Raw genomic sequence first — 16,903 nt, 5'->3', positions numbered from 1 at the left:
GACCAGGGCAGTGTCGCCGTGCAGCAGCTCGAAGACGCCGTCGCCGCCGTCCAGGCCGCGCCCGAGGCCGGCACCGACGAACGGCGCCGCTGGACCGAGCTTGCCGAGCGGATCACCGAGGCCCAGGAGGCCTACTACGGCGCCGACGCGCCCACCATCTCCGATGCGGAGTACGACCAACTGATGGGCCAGCTGCAGCAGCTGGAAGACAGCTTCCCGGAGCTGCGCAGCCCCGATTCGCCCACCCAGAAGGTGGGCGCGGCGCAGCGGCTGACCGACTTCGCGCCGGTCACCCACGCCGAGCGGATGCTCAGCCTGGACAATGTCTTCTCCGTCGAGGAGTTGTCCGAGTGGCTGGCCCGGACCCAGAAGGCCGTCGGGGAGGCCGGCAGCCAGTACCTGTGTGAGCTGAAGATCGACGGCCTGGCCATCAACCTCACCTACGAGCGAGGGCGGCTGGTGCGGGCCGCCACCCGGGGCGACGGCCGGGTGGGGGAGGACGTCACCGGCAATGTCCGCACCATCGCCAGCATCCCGCAGCAACTGACCGGTGAGGACATTCCCGAGCTGCTGGAAGTCCGTGGCGAGGTCTTCTTCCCCGTGGCCGCCTTCGCCGACCTGAACGCGTCCTTGGTGGAACAGGGCAAGCCGCCCTTCGCCAACCCCCGCAATGCCGCGGCCGGCTCCCTGCGGCAGAAGGACCCGTCGGTCACCGCCAGCCGGCCGCTGGACATGCTGGTGCACGGAATCGGTGCCCGTACCGGATTCGACATCACCCGGCAGAGCGAGGCCTATGAACGGCTCAAGGCCTGGGGGCTGCCCACCTCGCCCTACCACCGGGTGCTGGCCACCCCGGCCGAGGTGCAGGAATTCGTAGCCTACTACGGGGAACACCGGCACGACGTGAGCCATGAGATCGACGGCATCGTGATCAAGGTGGACCAGATTGCCCGGCAGCGGCAGCTGGGCACCACCTCCCGGGCACCGCGCTGGGCAATCGCCTTCAAGTACCCGCCGGAGGAGGTCAACACCAAGCTGCTGGACATCCAGGTCAACGTCGGCCGCACCGGGCGGGTCACGCCCTTCGGGATGATGCAGCCGGTCAAGGTGGCCGGTTCCACCGTCGCGATGGCCACCCTGCACAACGGCTTCGAGGTGAAGCGCAAGGGCGTGCTGATTGGCGATACCGTCGTGCTGCGCAAGGCGGGCGACGTGATCCCGGAGATCCTGGGGCCGGTCACCGAGCTGCGCGACGGGAGCGAGACCGAGTTCGTGATGCCCACCCACTGCCCCTCCTGCGGCACCGAGCTGCGGCCGGAGAAGGAGGGGGACAAGGACATCCGCTGCCCCAATTCCAGGACCTGTCCGAGTCAGTTGCGGGAGCGGCTGTTCGCGCTGGCCTCCCGCTCCGGCTTCGACATCGAGGCACTGGGTTTCGAGGCAGCGACGGCCCTGGTGGATCCCGAGTACGGACGGCCCGCGGAGGCGGACGGACAGGGCATCGAGCGCGACCAACCGGTGCTCGCCAATGAGGCGGGCCTGTTCGACCTTCGGCTGGAAGACCTGGCCGAGGCCAAGGTATGGCGCCGTCCGAAGCGGCGCAAGGACGGGGTGACGGTGGAGCTGCCCCCGGAGAAGCAGCTGTACTTCTTCACCAAGGCCACCAGCAAGACTCCGTCGAAGCCACGGGCCACCACCGAGAAGCTGTTGGAGGAGTTGGAGAAGGCCAAGAAGCAGCCGCTGTGGCGAGTGCTGGTGGCGCTGTCCATCCGACATGTCGGGCCGACAGCGGCGCGGGCGTTGGCCACCCGCTTCGGTTCGCTGGAGGCCATTCGGTCCGCCAGCGTGGAGGATTTGGCCGACACGGAGGGCGTCGGGATCGTGATCGCCGAGGCCGTGGTGGAGTGGTTCACCGTGGACTGGCACCGCCAGATCGTCGAGCGGTGGGCCGCCGCCGGAGTCCGGATGGCCGACGAGCGCGACGAATCCATCGAACGCACCCTGGAGGGGCTGACCATCGTCGTCACCGGCGGGCTGGAGGGCTTCACCCGCGACGGTGTCAAGGAGGCCATCATCAGCCGCGGAGGCAAGGCCTCAGGCAGCGTCAGCAAGAAGACCGACTATGTGGTGGTGGGGGAGAATGCCGGGTCCAAGGCCGCCAAGGCCGAGGAACTGGGGCGCCCCATCCTGGACGAGGCACAGTTCGTGAAGCTGCTCGAGGGCGGCCCCGACGCCTTGGCCTGAACTGCAGTCCCTGGGTTTGTCGAAGGCTGGCCGCCGTGGTTGCGCTGGTCCCAGTCGCCCCTCGTGGGGGCACGGATCCGTGGTCCGCAAGCACGGTTGCCCGAGTCTGTCGAGGCCCCAAGCGGGCCAGACGAAAGGTCCCCGCCCGGCAGCTGCCGGACGGGGACCTTCGTCGTGCTGGGATTCAGTGACGTCGCTGACTGACCGGATCAGTGGGCGATCGCGCCACCCGCGCCGATGCCGGTCATGGAGCAGACCTCCATCTCGGCCTGCAGGTCGCTGTCGGGCTCGGGCGAGGTGAGGCTGCCGACGATGCCGGCCAGGAAGGCCAGCGGGAGGCTCACGATGGTCGGGTTTGTGAGCTCCAGGAAGGCGAAGTTGGCATTCGGGAAGAAGGCCGTCGGGCTGCCGGAGATCGAGGTAGAGAACAGGATGATCAGGATTGCCGAGACCAGGCCGGCGTAGATGCTCCACACGGCGCCGCGGGTGTTGAAGCGGCTCCAGTACATGGTCATCAGGATGGCCGGCAGATTGGCCGAGGCGGCCACGCCGAAGGCCAGCGAGATCAGGAAGGCGATGTTCTGGCCATTGGCGAAGATGCCGCCCACCACGGCCAGGATGCCGATGGTGACCGAGGTGATCCGGGCCACCTTGACCTCGTCGGCCGGATCCACCTTGCCGTCGTGCAGCACGTTGTTGTAGATGTCGTGCGCAAACGACGCCGACGCGGTGATGGTCAGGCCGGCGACCACCGCGAGGATGGTGGCGAAGGCCACGCCGGAGATGATCGCCATGAAGACCGACCCACCCAGGTGGTGCGCCAACAGGGGTGCGGCGGAGTTCGCCTTGCCAGGGGCCTTGGCGATGGCCTCGGCACCCACCAGAGCGGCGGCGCCATAGCCCAGGATCAGGGTGAAGATGAAGAAGACGCCAACCATGCCGATGGTCCAGACCGCGGACTTGCGGGCATCCTGGGCGGTGGGCACGGTGTAGAAGCGCATCAGCACGTGCGGCAGGCCCGACGGGCCGCACACCAGCGCGATGGCCAGCGAGATGAAGGACAGCTTGGTCCAGCCATTGGTGCCGTACTGCAGCATCGGCTCCATGATGGCGTCGGCCTTGGGGTGGGTGGCGACGGCGTCGGCGAACAGCGTGGACAGGTTGAATCCCTTGAGGGCCATCACCCAGACGAACATGATGGCGGCGCCGGAGACCAGCAGCACGGCCTTGATCATCTGCACCCAGGTGGTGCCCTTCATGCCGCCGACCAGGACGTAGACGATCATGATGGCGCCCACCAGCGCGATCACCAGGCTCTGGCCGTTCTTGGAGGAGATGCCCAGCAACAGGGCCACCAGGCCACCGGCGCCAGCCATCTGCGCCAGCAGGTAGACGAAGGAGATGGTCAGGGTGGAAGCGGCCGCGGCGGTGCGCACGGGCTTCTGGTTCATCCGGAAGCTCATCACGTCGGCCATTGTGTACTTGCCGGTGTTGCGCAGCGGCTCGGCCACCAGCAGCAGGGCGATGATCCAGGCCACGAAGAAGCCGACGGAGTACAGGAAGCCGTCGAAGCCGTTGAGGGCGATCGCGCCGGTGACGCCCAGGAATGCAGCAGCGGACAGGTAGTCGCCGGTGATGGCCAGGCCGTTCTGGCGGCCGGAGAAGGCGGCGCCACCGGTGTAGAAGTCGGTGGACTTCTTGGCGGAGTCCCGGGTGACCTTGATCACCACGGCCATGGTTCCCATCACGAACAGGGCAAAGATGCCGATGTTCATGATCGGGTTGCCGACGGTCTCCAGCAGGGTGAGATTCAGCGGGTTCATCAGTTGGCCTCCTGCTCCAGGCGGGCGCGCAGCGTGCGGGCGCGAGGGTCAAGGTTGTTGTTGGCGTGCCGGACGTAGAAGAAGGTCACCAGGTAGGTGGTGAGGAAGTTCAGCAGGCCGAACAGGATGCCGACGTTGATGTAGCCGAAGACCTTCTTGCCCATCAGACCCGGGGCGTAGGTGGCCATCAGGACGAAGACGAAGTAGAGGCCGACGAAGGTGATCACCATCGGGAAGGCGAAGCTGGTGAAGGACTTGCGCAGTTCCTGGTATTCGGCGGAGTTCTTGGCGGCGACGAAGTCGATGCCGTCGGCGGTGGACTCGGGGCCAACCTGGCTGAGCTCAGGCAGGGGCCAGTGGTCCTCGGGAAGGTGTGCTTCCACCTCATCGGAGGTGGAGTGGTGGTGTTGGTGCGTCACGCGGGCTCCTGTCAGGGGCGCCGAGGCGGGCCTCGGTGTGTGGCAAGTGGCCTCGACGGTTGTCGGGGCTCTAGGTGACCCGGTCCGGGTCTTGTTGGGGTGGCGCGGTACTGGGGCAACGATCCGGCTGCGCTGTCGGCTCGTTCGGCCACCGGCGGGTGGTTGACAAGAGAGTGACACATTGTGAACTCATGCACAAGAGGTTTCGTGAAACCTTTCAAAATGAGGCACGCGGGTCACCCTGCAGATGTTGCTCGTGATGATCGTCATAGTGGGCGTGCCACGCCTCAACCGACCCACGGCATGCCGGGAACAGCGGCTGATGAACAACATATGCAGGGTTGTCCACAGTCCGGGTGCTCTCGAGGAGTTGTCCACAGGCGCCCGGCCGGGTGACACGAATCGCCGCCTCTTGCACACACTGCTGGGCATGCGGGGGACAGATGAGGTCAGGGCGCTGCTGGCGTCCAATGGCGGGGTGCTGCGCCGGGCGGATCATCCGGACTTGCGTGGATCCATCGACTGGATGCTGCGCTCACCGAAGAAGGAGGTGGTGCGCATCCTGCCGGGCGTGATTGCGGCGGCCGGTGTGGCCGGGGACTTCGACGTGCGGGTGCGGGCCGTGATGCTCTGGCGGCCGGATGCCATCATCACGGGGGATGCCGCGGCCCGGCTCGGGTACTGGCCCGAGCATCAGGCGGGTGAGATCGACGTGATCCTGCCCCGCTACACCAGACCTGCGGCCGGGGTCCGAATCCACCGGGTGAAACTCCCGCTGGACCACATGGTGGAAAAGGACGGAATGCGCTGGACCCATCCTTCATGGACCGCGGTCTGGCTGGCCGAGCGGGACGGTGGGGACGCCATCGACGAGGCACTGCGCCGGGGGGAGGCGAGCCTGGTGGAGATCCAGGGCGCGCTGGACTCGATGTCCCGCCGGACCGGCACCGAACTGAGGCGCTTCGCGGTGGACAACAGCCGGGAGAATCCGTGGTCACATGCGGAACGCCGTTGGCACATGATGCTGTACGACCATCAGATCACTGGCTGGGTGGGGAACCTCCCGGTCATGATCGGCGGAGTGCGGATGGTGCTGGACGTGGGAATGCCAGATCTCAAGATTGCGATGGAGGTCCAGTCGGTCGCCTTCCACACCGATCCGGCCACGTTCTATGCAGACCAGGAGCGAATCACCGGGCTGGTGGCGGAGGGTTGGACCTACTTCCCCGTCACCACGCCCATGATGGACGAGGAGGGCAAGGTGATGGGCCGGCTGGCCGCCGTCATGGCCCGCCGTCGACGGGACTTGGGCTTCCCGCCGGAACCCACCCCTGCGAGCGTTGCCGATCACCGCTCCCGCAGGCGGCGAAAACCCCCGTGTGCAGGCTGAGCGCTTCTTCTGCGAGGGCTGAGACGCAACTCCTGCAGGGGCGCGGGTAGCCGGGGCCGCAGGACGGGTGCCGGATCAGAAGAAGACCAGGTTGGCGGCCGGATGGGTCACCGCGAACATCCGTCCCAACCTGCCCACCGCCGCGGGGTCACCGGCAATCCGGCCGGCGCTGGCCAGCACCGGCGCGGGTGCGGTGCCCAGGTAGAGCTCGGCCAGGGCGTCGATCCCCAGGGTGACCTGGGCGGCGGTACGTTCGGCCGGCTCCAGCGTGGGCTGGCCGTCGCGGATGGTCAGCGTCCAGCAGCCGGGGGACAGCTCCAGCGGATCTGTGACGGCCAGCGTGATCTGGCCGTCGTGCTCCCAGCCGCGCGCCAGCAGGGCAGCGGGCACGTCCAGCAGGCGGAGCCAGATCTGGTCTGATTCCGCGACGGTGTTCACCACCCGGTGGTCCACCAGCGCCGGGCGCAGCGCGCTGCCCTCCTGCAGGTTCGCAAAGCGCACGGTGTCGACCAGGTCCAGGCCGGCCAGGTAGCGCCACAGCGCCAGCTCGGCGGCTCCGTCCAGCGCCACCAGGTCCACCACTCGCGCGGTCTGGTCCTCCACCAGGTAGCTCACCGCCCCACGGGGCTCGTCGTCGACGAAGGCCAGGGCGGCCCGCATCCCGGTGTGCGGGGCCATGGTCTCCCAGTCCCACTCTCCGGAGTGGAGGCTGGCGTGGTAGTTCATGGTTTGGTGTGCCCCGCGGAAAGAGGCCAGGAAGCGTCGGTGCAGGTCCTGCACCAGCTCGGAGCAGACGAGGGGGTCGGCCTGCTCCACCTGGCAGGTGTCGGCCAGCTGGGCGGATTCCGGTCGCAGGACGAAACGCAGGCCGGTGTCCACGTCGACCCGCTGCCGGGTGATAGCGACGCCGAAGCCGAAGCGACCATAGATCCCGCCCTCGCTGGCGGTGAGGGAGGCCACAGCCAGCCCGGACTCGCGGGCCGCGGTGAGGTCGTCGGTGATCAGCCGACGCAGCAGGCCCCGACGTCGGTCGGTGGCCCGGACCGTGACGTCGGTGATGTAGTGGCAGTCCAGCCGTTCTTCGCCCACATTGAGGTGGCGGGTGAGGCTGGCCAGGGTCGCGACGGGAACCTCGTCCAGCCCGAGGCCGGCCATCTGTGGGGCGCGCTGGACCCACCGCAGCCGCGTCCGGTCAGCGCAGCAGGTGGCCCACCAGCGTTGCAGGTTCTCCTCGGCGGAGTGCTTCTCATTGAAGCCGAACCGCACGGCCCGCAGCCACCCGCGGGCCGCGTCGTCCAGCTCGCCCTGGGCAATCCGTTCGTCGAAGTGATAGCGCTCGTCCACGGCAACGAACCTAACGAATCGGAGACCCCCGACGCATCTGAAATAGTGGGGCCATGCGCGTTCACATTGCCACCGACCATGCCGCCTTCGAACTCAAGGAATACCTGCGCGAGCAGCTGACCGCCGCCGGGCACGACGTGGTTGACCACGGCGCCGCCGCCTACGACGCGGAGGATGACTACCCCGACACCTGCATCCCGTGCGCCGAGGCCGTCGTTGCCGACCCCGAGAGCCTGGGCATCGTGCTGGGCGGATCGGGCAATGGGGAGCAGCTGGCCGCCAATCGGGTCAAGGGCTGCCGCGCGATCCTGGCCTACAACACCGAGATCGCCACGCTGGGCCGCGAGCACAACAATGCCAACGTGATCTCCCTGGGCGGCCGGTTCACCGGCAACGAGGAGGCGCTGGAGATCGTCAATGCCTTCCTCGCCCAGCCCTTCACCCAGGAGGCCCGCCATGCCCGACGGGTGCAGAAGATGACCGACTACGAGGTCGCTCACCGCGCCTGAAATCCAGGACCGGGCGGTGGACCGCTGGAAGGGCCGCCAGAGGGTGGTCAGACCGCTGGGGCGCCACTGAGAGCAGATGCTGGACGGGGGGCCGACGCAACCATCGCGTTGCCCCCTTGTTCTGCAGCTGTTCTCAGCAGAACTCGCGGTGGGTGTCGGTCAGCGACGCCGACCCGACGCCCGGGCCAGCAACGAATCGAGCACCTGGGTGGCTCGGGCCAGATCGGCGGGTTGGGGGCGGCTCACCTCCCGGGCCCGCACGGCACGGTCCGGAGTGAGGATCCCGGAGGTGCCGTCGCGCCCGAACTCCCGCGGCCCATGCCCGCCCTGACCACGGGAATTGCCGGGGGCGGTGCCGGACCCGGTGCGCTCAGTGCTCATGCGTGCCAGTCTAGAAGGAACCAGTCAGGCCACCAGATGGCAGGACAGGCCAACAGGTTCGGGACGAGCCACGCGGCGCGGGACGGGTACGCGAGCATAACGGGCCACCAGGTGCAGGACAGCCGAACAGGTTCAGGGCGAGCCGCGAGGTGCAGGACGGGTACGCGGTGCATCACGGGTCACCGGGTGCAGGGACAGGGAGGTGTGGATGCCGGAAGGGCATGTGATCCATCGGCTGGCGCTGGCCACCATGGCCAACTTCGGGGGCAAGCCGGTGGCGGTCAGTTCCCCGCAGGGGCGTTTCGCCGGGGCTGCCGCCGGTCTGGACGGCCACGTCCTGCAAGAGGCCAGCGCCTGTGGCAAGCACCTGTTCATCGGCTTCGAGAGCTTGCACCCGGAGCGCCTCGTGCACATCCATCTGGGTCTGATCGGCAAGCTCTTCTTCGCCCCGCTGACCGAACCCCGCGGTGCGGTCCGGTTGCGGATCACCGACGGTCAGGTGGCGGCTGACCTGCACGGCCCACAACTGTGCCGGCTGATCACCGCGTCGGAGCAGGCGGCCCAGATCGCCAGGCTGGGTCCGGACCCGATCCGGCCCGACGCGGACCCGGAGATCGCCTGGCAGCGGATCCACCGTTCCGGGCGGAGCATCGCGTCACTGTTGATGGACCAGCGGATCACCGCCGGGGTGGGCAACATCTACCGGGCCGAGGTGCTCTTCCGCCACCACGTGAACCCCACCACGCCGGGCAACCAGTTGCGCCGCGCCACCTGGGAGGCCATCTGGGCGGACCTGGTGGTGCTGATGCGCGCCGGGGTGGAGGTTGGCAGGATTGACACCGTGCTTGACCAGCACGGCCCCGAGGCGCAGGGACGGCCCGCCCGGGTGGACCGCCACGGGGGCGAGGTCTACGTCTACCGTCGGGCCAGTCAGCCCTGCCTGGTCTGTGGCAGCGCGGTCCGGGTGGCCGAGCTGGAGGGTCGCAATCTCTACTGGTGCGGAAAATGCCAGCGCCGACGCTGATCCGGTGGGGAGGGCTGGAGATCACCGTCGCGGCCGATGGCAGCCTGCCAACCGTGAGCCTGGACGGCCGCCCGGTGGTGCGGGGTCTGGCGGTTCGCTTCAACCCGCCGTGGGTGCACCAACGCACCGAGCTGCTGCTGGACGAGATTGAGCAGCACTTCATCCTGGAGTCCGACGGGGCCCTGCAGGCCCGCGCGGTGGTGCGGCAGGTCTTCGACGACACCTGGAGTCTGCGGATCCAGCTGGTCAACCTCACCGACGTCGAGCTGAGCGTGCCGCCGGCGCGCTTGGAGTTCACCCCCGCCTGGCCGGCGCGACGCTGGCTGGCGGGGGCCGAGGGGCAGATCAGCCTGGACGTCGCCCACCCCGAGGGCAAGCTGCTGACCTTCACCCAGCTGCGGGGCCGCAGCCGGCTCAGCGAGGACCAGTGCTGGCTCACCGACCTGCCCGTCCGGCTGGGGCCGGCCGGCACCCCGCACGCCGGCTACCAGGTCAGTTGGCGTGCCGACTGGCTGCCCGACGAGCGCACCCAGGCCGCCACTCTGCCGTCCTGGTGGCCGGAGCGCACCGTGCTGCTGGATCCCCAGGAGGAGGTCACCCTGAGCCTGCCCGACGCCGCGATCGAGGCCGCCGGGATCCAGGTGCTGCAGGACGAGGCGGTCACCTACCTCACCGCCCACGAGGGGGTCCATCTGGCGCAGGTGCACGCGGGGCGGGGGACCACCGACGTCGAGCTGGCCTGGGCCGATGACCTGGTCTGGTGCCATCTGGTGCCGGCCGCCCAGGGCTTGGCGCACCGTGATCCGCGCGCTCTGGCGGCGCACGAGGTCTTCCTGCTGGGGCGCGCCCAGGCGCTGGGGCACCTGGGGGAGGCCCCCGGCACCCTGGTCACGGAGGCGGTGGAGGAGCTGGCGGCGCACCCCGGGCCGGTGGATCCGCTGGGCCTGGCCGCGGTGGCCGACGAGGTGATGGCCCACGGCGCCCCGGAGCTGGTGGAAGCCCTGCCGGAGCTGGCAGCCCGGGTGCCGCTGCAGCCCGGCGCCCTGACCTGCATCCTGCACGCGACGCTGGCCAGCCGACTGGCCGGTGGCGAGCCCAAGCTGCCGCTGCCTGCCGGCCAGGTTCCGGGCAGGGCCGAGGCCGAGCGGGCCGTGAACGAGGCGATCATCCGCACCGAGCTGCTGGCCCTGCGCCCCGTCGACGAGATCCCCGCCCAGACCCGTCGACTGGCCGCGCTGCTGGGTGCTGGGCTGCCCGGCAACAGCGTCGGCCAGCTCACCCGGGCCTTGATCTGGGCTGCGACGGGGAACCTGCCGGAGCACTGGGAGGTGGAGCGCTGGCCCGTGCCGCTGGCCCGGGTACGCGAGGATGCCCGGGCCCGGTTGCTGGCCGAACGCTGCGGCGACGAGGTGTTGGCCTGGTTGCTCTGGTGACCCGGCGGCCTCGACGGGCCCAGCCATCGTCGGGGCGCGGCGCGGCATCGTCGGGGTGGGCGTGGCCGGTGGGCTCAGTCGTCCTCGCGGTGGGCGCGGCCGTCGTGCTCGTGGGGCGCAGCCAGCATGGGTGATTGACCCGGCCACTGCGGTGCGGGGGCCAGACCGGATTGGCCGGGGCGGCCCCAACGGGCGTCGAGGCATGCCATCCGGGAGATGGCCCCGGGTCAGACCATGGCATGAATCCCCTGCGCCCCAGGGCTGGTTCACCAGTCCATTACGGCCGGAATGATGGTCGCGGCCCTAGTGGGGAGCAAGATGTAGGCATGCCAGTCGCGATTCCCAAGGGCCGTAGGGTTCCCCAGTTGTTGTCTCGGGTCTTCTACGTCGCCGCCTTCCTGGTGCTGCTGCGGGAGGTCTTCCGCGGGACGCACTGGGTGCGGGCCGCCGTGCGAGCCTTCAGCGCCCTGGTCTTCCCGGTGGACTTCGGGGGTTTCGGGCTGGCGGTGCTGTTCGGCATCATCGGGGCCTCGTTGATGCGCCGCAAACGGGTGGCCTGGTGGATGGCCACCGGCTGGCTGGGGCTGTGGTGGCTGGCGTCGGCCCTGGCATGGGTCACGATCTTCATCAGCCTGGCCCATGGCGCGCCCTTCACCGAGGGCCTCAATGCGGACCTCCTGGAATATGTCTTCAGCATCGTCCCGATGTCGGGACTGCTCTGGCTGCTGGTGACCAATCGCGAGCAGTTCAGTGCGCGCTTGAATCCCGGGAATCTGCGCAGCGCGGTGCTCACCGCCGTGCTCGGCATCGCCGCCTCGATGGCGGTCGGCTACCTGCTGGGGATGATGACCGGCCAGACCGGGCGCCCGCGCTCCCGGCTGATCAGCATCATCCAACACCTGGTCTACGGCCCCAATGCGGCCATGCCCCGGATGGTGCCCGGCTGGGTGCAGAGCCTGGTCGGGCTGCTGATGGGCCTGAGCCTGCTCGCCGCGCTGCTGGTGTTGCTGCGCTCGCAGCGTTCGGTGGGGGCCACCAGCCTGACCGACGAGCTGGAGCTGCGCCAGCTGTTGGCGGAGAACCCGGAGGACTCGCTGGGTTACTTCGCCACCCGTCGGGACAAGCAGATCGTCTTCAGCAACGGTCGGCGTGCCGCGATCGCCTACCGGGTGCAGCTGGGGGTCTGCCTGGCCGCCGGCGACCCGATTGGCCGACGGGAGAACTGGGACGGTGCGATTACCGCCTACCTGGACCTGTGTCACACCTACGGCTGGACCCCCGGCGTGGTCGGCGCCTCCGAGGACGGCGCCCAGGCCTATGCGGCCGCCGGGCTGCGGGTGATCCGGGTGGGTGACGAGGCGATCCTGCGCCCCGAGGTGTTCGACCTGGATTCCCGCGAGCTGCGCTCGGTGCGGGCCGCGGTCACCCGGCTGCAGAACGCCGGCTATCGCGTGCGGGTTCGCCGGCACGACGAGATCCCGGAACCGGAGCTGGCCCACCTGATTGGCCTGGCGGAGGCCTGGCGTGACGGCGAGGACCGCGGCTTCTCGATGGCCCTGAACCGGCTGGGCGACCCGCTGGACGGGCAGTGCGTGCTGGTCCAGGCCGTCTTCCCGGAGGCTTCTGGTCAGCCGGAATCCACCGCCGGCCTGCTCTCCTTCGTCCCCTGGGGCCGCGACGGGCTCTCCCTGGACGTGATGCGACGCAACCCGTCGGCGGAGAACGGGGTGACAGAACTCATGGTGGCCGGGCTGATGGCGGCCGGCCGGGAGCGGGGTTGGCGGCGGGTGTCGCTGAACTTCGCGGTCTTCCGCAGCGCCTTTGAGGAGGGCGAGCGGGTGGGCGCCACCGCGCTGGACCGGGCCAAGCGTCGGGTGCTGATGGTCTTCTCCCGATGGTTCCAGATCGAGCAGCTCTACCGCTCCAATGTGAAGTACGCCCCGCTGTGGCAGCCGCGGCTGATGGCCTACGAGGACGCCGCCGACATTGGTCAGGTGGGGGCCGCGATGGGCCTGGCCGAGGGCTTCCTGGACCTGCCTGACTGGGCCAATCCGCTGCCCGAACCGGAGCAGCCCCTGGTCAGCCGGGAGGATCCGGCGGTGGCGGCCTTCCTGGCCCGGCCGCTGGTGGAGTTGCCGCCGGCCCGGGTGCCGGAACAGATGCGGGGGCGGTTGGCCAAGCGGGCCAGTCTGCTGGCGTCGGGGCAGCAGCCCTACCCGGTGCACAGCGGTGTTGACTCTGCCTGTGCGGCGGTCTGCCAGCGGGTGGGGGAGCGGATCACCGTCGCGGGGCGGATCATCGGCGTCAGTGACCATGGCGGGGTGTGCTTCGTCCGGATCCAGGACTGGTCCGGGGGTGCCCAGATGCTGCTGGACGCCGGCCGGTTGGGGCGCGAGGAGTTGCGTCGCTTTGACCAGGACAGCAATCTGGGCGACCAGATGGCCTTCACCGGTGTGTGTGGCAGCTCCCGTACCGGCACCGCCAGCCTGCTGGTGGAGAGTTGGACCCTGATCAGCAAGTGCCTGCGACCCCTGCCGGACAAGCACAAGGGCATCAGCGACCCGGAGGCGCTGGTGCGCCAGCGCTACCTGGACCTGATTGTGAACCCCGCCACTAGGCAGCGCCTGGCCCAGCGCAGCCACGCCATCCAGGCGGTGCGCCAGACCATGCTGGACCACCACTACCTGGAGGTGGAGACGCCGATCCTGCAGACCATCCACGGCGGCGCCAATGCCCGACCCTTCCGCACCCACATCAACGCCTATGACCTGGACCTCTACCTGCGGATCGCGCCGGAGCTGTACCTGAAGCGGCTGATGGTGGGCGGTGCGGACCGGATCTTCGAGATTGGGCGGAACTTCCGCAATGAGGGGGCCGACGCCACCCACAACCCGGAGTTCAGCGTGATCGAGGCCTACCAGGCCCACGGCGACTACCACACCATGCGGGAGCTCACCGAGGAGATGGTCCGACGGGCGGCGCTGGAGGCCACCGGCTCCACGGTGGTCCGGGGGCACGGTGCCGACGGTGTGGTGCAGGAGGTGGACCTGGCCGAGCCGTGGCGCTGGATCAGCGTGCACGACGCGATCTCCGAGGCGCTGGGGGAGCAGGTCACCGTCGAGACTCCACGCGAGGTGCTGGCCGGTTTTGCCGGCCGGTTGGGCATCGACGTCGAACCCCGGGCCGGCCGCGGCGCCGTGCTGGAGGAGCTCTACGACCACCTGTGTGAGAAGCGGACCGTCGCGCCCACCTTCTTCTGTGACTTCCCCGCGGAACTGTCGCCGCTGACCCGGCCCCACCGCGACGACGAGCGGCTGGCCGAACGGTGGGACCTGGTGGTCTTCGGTTCGGAGCTGGGCACCGCCTATTCCGAGCTGGTGGACCCCGTGATCCAGCGCCAGCGGCTCACCGAGCAGTCGCTGCTGGCCGCCGATGGGGATCCGGAGGCGATGGAGATCGACGAGGACTTCCTGCAGGCCCTGGAGTACGGCATGCCCCCGACGGGTGGTCTGGGGATCGGGCTGGACCGGTTGGTGATGTTGCTCACCGGCGGGTCCATCCGGGAGACGATCACCTTTCCGCTGGTTCGCCCCCGGCGCTAACTTTGGTGGGCGGCGCAACCGCGGTGGCCGAGTTTGCAGCAACGGTGGTCGAGCTTGTCGAGGCCGCGCAACCGTCGGCGGATCCCGTCGATGTCAGGAAAGAAGAAGGCAATGGTTGAACCCAAGGGGCACGTCGTCCGGTGCGCGGGCCGGGAGATGCACTGGCGCGAGCGCGAGGGCACCGACCCCGCCGTCGTCCTGATGAGCGGGTGTGGGCTGGCGATGGAGTTCTGGCGGGATCTGATTGGCCTGCTGCCCGGTGTCCGGGTGCTGTCCTACGACCGGCCCGGGATGGGCAGAACCCGCTGGCCCGGGCACCTGCCCCGGCTGGCGGAGGAGGTGGCCAGCCTGGCGGAGCTGCTGGACCAGCGCGGGATCACCCGGGCGGTGCTGGTGGCGCATTCCATGGCCGCCTTCCATGCCGAGGCATTGGCCCGGATCCGGCCCAATCTGGTCTCCGGCGTGGTTCTGGTGGACGGCTCGGTGGAGTGGTACGCCACCCGGCCGGATCTCCCGGCGCCCACCATCGCCCGGCGGGTGGGACGGGTGGTGGATGCGCTCAGCCTCAATCGCCTGGCCGGCATGACCTTCCGCTTCGGCACCTATCTGCAGTCCAATCACGAGTTCTCCAAGCTGGGTTACGGCCGGATCCCGGCAATCTACCGGGACGCGGACTCCTTGGCGATGGGGGTGGCAGAGTCGATGGCCTATGAGCGCCAGGGCTGGGACCTGTTGCAGCTGCGTCCGCGCTACCCGTGGCCCGGCGTCCCGACGGTGGTGCTCAGCGCAGCCGATGCGGAGGACGGCAGGTGGGTCGCCACCCAGAAGCGTCTGGCGCACCTGTTGGGCGCGCGCCAGGTGGTGGTGCCGGATTCCAAGCACCTGATGATGCTGGACCGGCCCGACGTGATTGTCGACGCGATCCACGCGGTCCGCCCTTCCTGATCCCGGCAGAGGCTGGGCGGGCCCTGTCCCCGGTGGGCCTGACCTGATGAGAGCCGGGCCTGTCTTGTCACGCGCCGAGCAGCCAGAAGCCTCCGAGCACATCCCGACTGCTGCCATGGCGTAGCCGCTCGGTTCCAACCCTGCGAATGGTGCGCAGTGGTGCGCTTGGGCGCCCATCGTTCTGGCGCAGCGCCGCGGAGCATCGCCTGTCACGGCGACTGGTGAGCAACATCTGCAGGGTGCCTGCCGACCTGTTCGCTCTCAGAGGGAGCATTTCCACCCAAAGGGTGGGTTCCGGCCGGGGAGCGATGGCTAGCGTGGTGTACCCAACCGATCAGGAGGTTTGCATGTTCGGCAAGAAGAAGCACGGCCGGATTCTGGCCATCGTCACCAGCGTCGCGGAGTACCAGGCGTGCGGGTATCGCACCGGACTGTGGCTGGGGGAGCTGACCCACTTCGTCGACGTGGCGGAGAAGGCCGGACATGAGGTGGACGTGGTCAGCATCGCGGGCGGTGACGTGCCGCTGGACCCCGAGAGCCTGATGCCGCCGGTGCTGGCGCTGGGCGAGACCGGCAAGCGATACCGCGACCGGGAGTTCATGGACCGGCTGCGCGGCACCAAGTCGGTGCGCCAGGTGCGCGCCGAGGACTACGACGCCATCTACCTGACCGGCGGTCACGGCACCATGTTCGACTTCGACGACGCTCACCTGGCCGAGCTGGTGGCTGAGTTCTGGAGCCAGGAGAAAGTGGTTTCGGCCGTGTGCCACGGCCCGGCCGGGCTGCTGCAGGCCGAGGTGGCGGGTCAGCCGCTGCTGAAGGGGCGCAAGGTGACCGGTTTCAGTTGGGCCGAGGAGAAGCTGGCCCAGCGCGATGACGTCGTCCCCTACAAGTTGCAGGACGAGCTGAAGGAGCGCGGCGCCAAGTACACCAAGGCGCTGCGGCCGATGGCGGAGAAGGTTGTGACCGACGGGAATCTGGTCACCGGCCAGAATCCGATGTCGGCCACCGGGGTGGCCAAGGCCGTCGTCAGCCTGCTGGCCAAGCGTCGTTGAGAGGAGCTGTCATGCTGATTGATTCCATTGCATTGCGACTGGTGGAGGGCTACCGGGCGAGCCTCTCGCCCCGCAAGGGTTGGCGCTGTGCGTCCGGTGTGGCCGGGCACGGCACCTGCTCGACGGTGATCCGCGACAGTCTGGTGGCCCATGGGGCTCTCCGCTCGGTGGGCCCGGCGGCTCGCCAGTTCGCCACCTGCGCCCGGTCCGCCGCTGGGCTGCGTGGCTCGAATGTTCGGGTGGAGGGGGTCTGCTGCTGCGGCCCCATCCCGATTCCGTTCAGGTTCTGATCTGACGGTGGCTGCGGCCAGGGACCTGTGCTGGGCCCTGAGCCGCAGCCCACAGTGCGCGCCGACGCCGGGCTGAATGACGTGGGCGATTCGATTACGTCTCGGGAAGTCCCGTCGTCTAGACTTGAACGGTTCGCACCCCGACGGGAGACCCCGGGGCCGCGGATTCCGGGGCGTAGCGTAGTGGCTAGCGCGCCTGCTTTGGGAGCAGGAGACCGCAGGTTCGAGTCCTGTCGCCCCGACCACCAAGGCCCTAGTCAGCCCGGGAATCGGTCTAGGCTGGGGCCTCACTGTTCATCAGCAATTGTCGCGGCGCGACCCGCATCGGGAGCAGCGCTCTCGACTCGACCTCCAACACGAAGCACACCATCGAGAGCCATCGAGAGCCATCGCCCCGGCATCGTCATCGGCCACCGAAACTGGACCAGGAAGCAGATCTTTGAG

Annotated in this window: 13 protein-coding genes and 1 tRNA gene; 10 read left to right on the top strand and 4 right to left on the bottom strand. The window is 69.0% G+C overall.

Features of this window, described 5'->3' with window-relative positions; genetic code table 11:
* Positions 1-18: 18 nt before the first annotated feature.
* Positions 19-2,244, top strand: coding sequence for an NAD-dependent DNA ligase LigA (gene ligA / locus AAEX60_RS03355; protein ID WP_342101262.1), 2,226 nt, complete (start codon positions 19-21; stop codon positions 2,242-2,244).
* A 209-nt stretch (positions 2,245-2,453) separates the two neighbouring features.
* Here ligA and AAEX60_RS03350 read toward each other — a convergent pair whose 3' ends face one another.
* Both AAEX60_RS03350 and AAEX60_RS03345 read right to left on the bottom strand, forming a co-directional pair.
* The gene (locus tag AAEX60_RS03350; RefSeq protein ID WP_342101220.1) at positions 2,454-4,067 is read right to left on the bottom strand and encodes a solute symporter family protein; all 1,614 of its coding nucleotides are present in this window, start codon (positions 4,065-4,067) and stop codon (positions 2,454-2,456) included.
* Positions 4,067-4,486, bottom strand: a complete 420-nt coding sequence (locus tag AAEX60_RS03345; protein WP_342101219.1) for a DUF485 domain-containing protein — start codon at positions 4,484-4,486, stop codon at positions 4,067-4,069. The genes AAEX60_RS03350 and AAEX60_RS03345 overlap by 1 nt, the downstream gene beginning before the upstream one ends.
* Before the next feature lie 430 nt (positions 4,487-4,916).
* Between AAEX60_RS03345 and AAEX60_RS03340 the strand changes: the two genes are divergently transcribed.
* Positions 4,917-5,876 carry a hypothetical protein gene (locus tag AAEX60_RS03340; protein ID WP_342101218.1) on the top strand — a complete coding sequence of 320 codons (960 nt, stop codon included), beginning with the start codon at positions 4,917-4,919 and terminating at the stop codon, positions 5,874-5,876.
* Between the two features lie 75 nt (positions 5,877-5,951).
* Here AAEX60_RS03340 and AAEX60_RS03335 read toward each other — a convergent pair whose 3' ends face one another.
* A complete protein-coding gene (locus tag AAEX60_RS03335) occupies positions 5,952-7,220 on the bottom strand; it encodes a GNAT family N-acetyltransferase (RefSeq protein ID WP_342101216.1) in 1,269 nt (422 codons plus the stop codon).
* Positions 7,221-7,273: 53 nt separating this feature from the next.
* Between AAEX60_RS03335 and AAEX60_RS03330 the strand changes: the two genes are divergently transcribed.
* Positions 7,274-7,729: a ribose-5-phosphate isomerase gene (locus AAEX60_RS03330; RefSeq protein WP_342101214.1), complete on the top strand. Its 456-nt coding sequence runs from the start codon at positions 7,274-7,276 to the stop codon at positions 7,727-7,729.
* A gap of 159 nt (positions 7,730-7,888) precedes the next feature.
* Here the strand turns inward: AAEX60_RS03330 and AAEX60_RS03325 are convergent, their stop codons facing one another.
* Positions 7,889-8,110, bottom strand: a complete 222-nt coding sequence (locus AAEX60_RS03325) for a hypothetical protein (protein ID WP_342101213.1) — start codon at positions 8,108-8,110, stop codon at positions 7,889-7,891.
* 208 nt (positions 8,111-8,318) lie between these two features.
* On the opposite strand from AAEX60_RS03325, the gene AAEX60_RS03320 reads away from it, so the two are divergent.
* The 7 genes from AAEX60_RS03320 to AAEX60_RS03290 all read left to right on the top strand — a co-directional run bounded on the left by AAEX60_RS03320 (position 8,319) and on the right by AAEX60_RS03290 (position 16,704).
* Complete coding sequence (locus tag AAEX60_RS03320) at positions 8,319-9,134, top strand: Fpg/Nei family DNA glycosylase (protein ID WP_342101211.1); 816 nt, start codon at positions 8,319-8,321, stop codon at positions 9,132-9,134.
* A complete protein-coding gene (locus tag AAEX60_RS03315) occupies positions 9,116-10,567 on the top strand; it encodes a hypothetical protein (protein ID WP_342101210.1) in 1,452 nt (483 codons plus the stop codon). The genes AAEX60_RS03320 and AAEX60_RS03315 overlap by 19 nt, the downstream gene beginning before the upstream one ends.
* A gap of 326 nt (positions 10,568-10,893) precedes the next feature.
* Entirely contained in the window at positions 10,894-14,169 is a 3,276-nt protein-coding gene (gene lysX, locus AAEX60_RS03310) for a bifunctional lysylphosphatidylglycerol synthetase/lysine--tRNA ligase LysX (RefSeq protein WP_342101209.1), read from the top strand.
* 111 nt (positions 14,170-14,280) lie between these two features.
* Positions 14,281-15,114, top strand: coding sequence for an alpha/beta fold hydrolase (locus tag AAEX60_RS03305; protein WP_342101208.1), 834 nt, complete (start codon positions 14,281-14,283; stop codon positions 15,112-15,114).
* A gap of 347 nt (positions 15,115-15,461) precedes the next feature.
* Positions 15,462-16,169, top strand: coding sequence for a type 1 glutamine amidotransferase domain-containing protein (locus AAEX60_RS03300; RefSeq protein WP_342101207.1), 708 nt, complete (start codon positions 15,462-15,464; stop codon positions 16,167-16,169).
* A gap of 11 nt (positions 16,170-16,180) precedes the next feature.
* Positions 16,181-16,459, top strand: coding sequence for a membrane protein insertion efficiency factor YidD (gene yidD, locus AAEX60_RS03295; protein WP_342101205.1), 279 nt, complete (start codon positions 16,181-16,183; stop codon positions 16,457-16,459).
* Between the two features lie 169 nt (positions 16,460-16,628).
* Positions 16,629-16,704, top strand: a tRNA-Pro gene (locus tag AAEX60_RS03290).
* Positions 16,705-16,903 lie beyond the last annotated feature (199 nt).

It is taken from the genome of Luteococcus sp. H101 (assembly GCF_038433155.1).
Lineage (GTDB): Bacteria > Actinomycetota > Actinomycetes > Propionibacteriales > Propionibacteriaceae > Luteococcus.
Note: the sequence above shows the minus strand (reverse complement) of the source record. Positions and strands in the feature narration are given on the sequence as shown.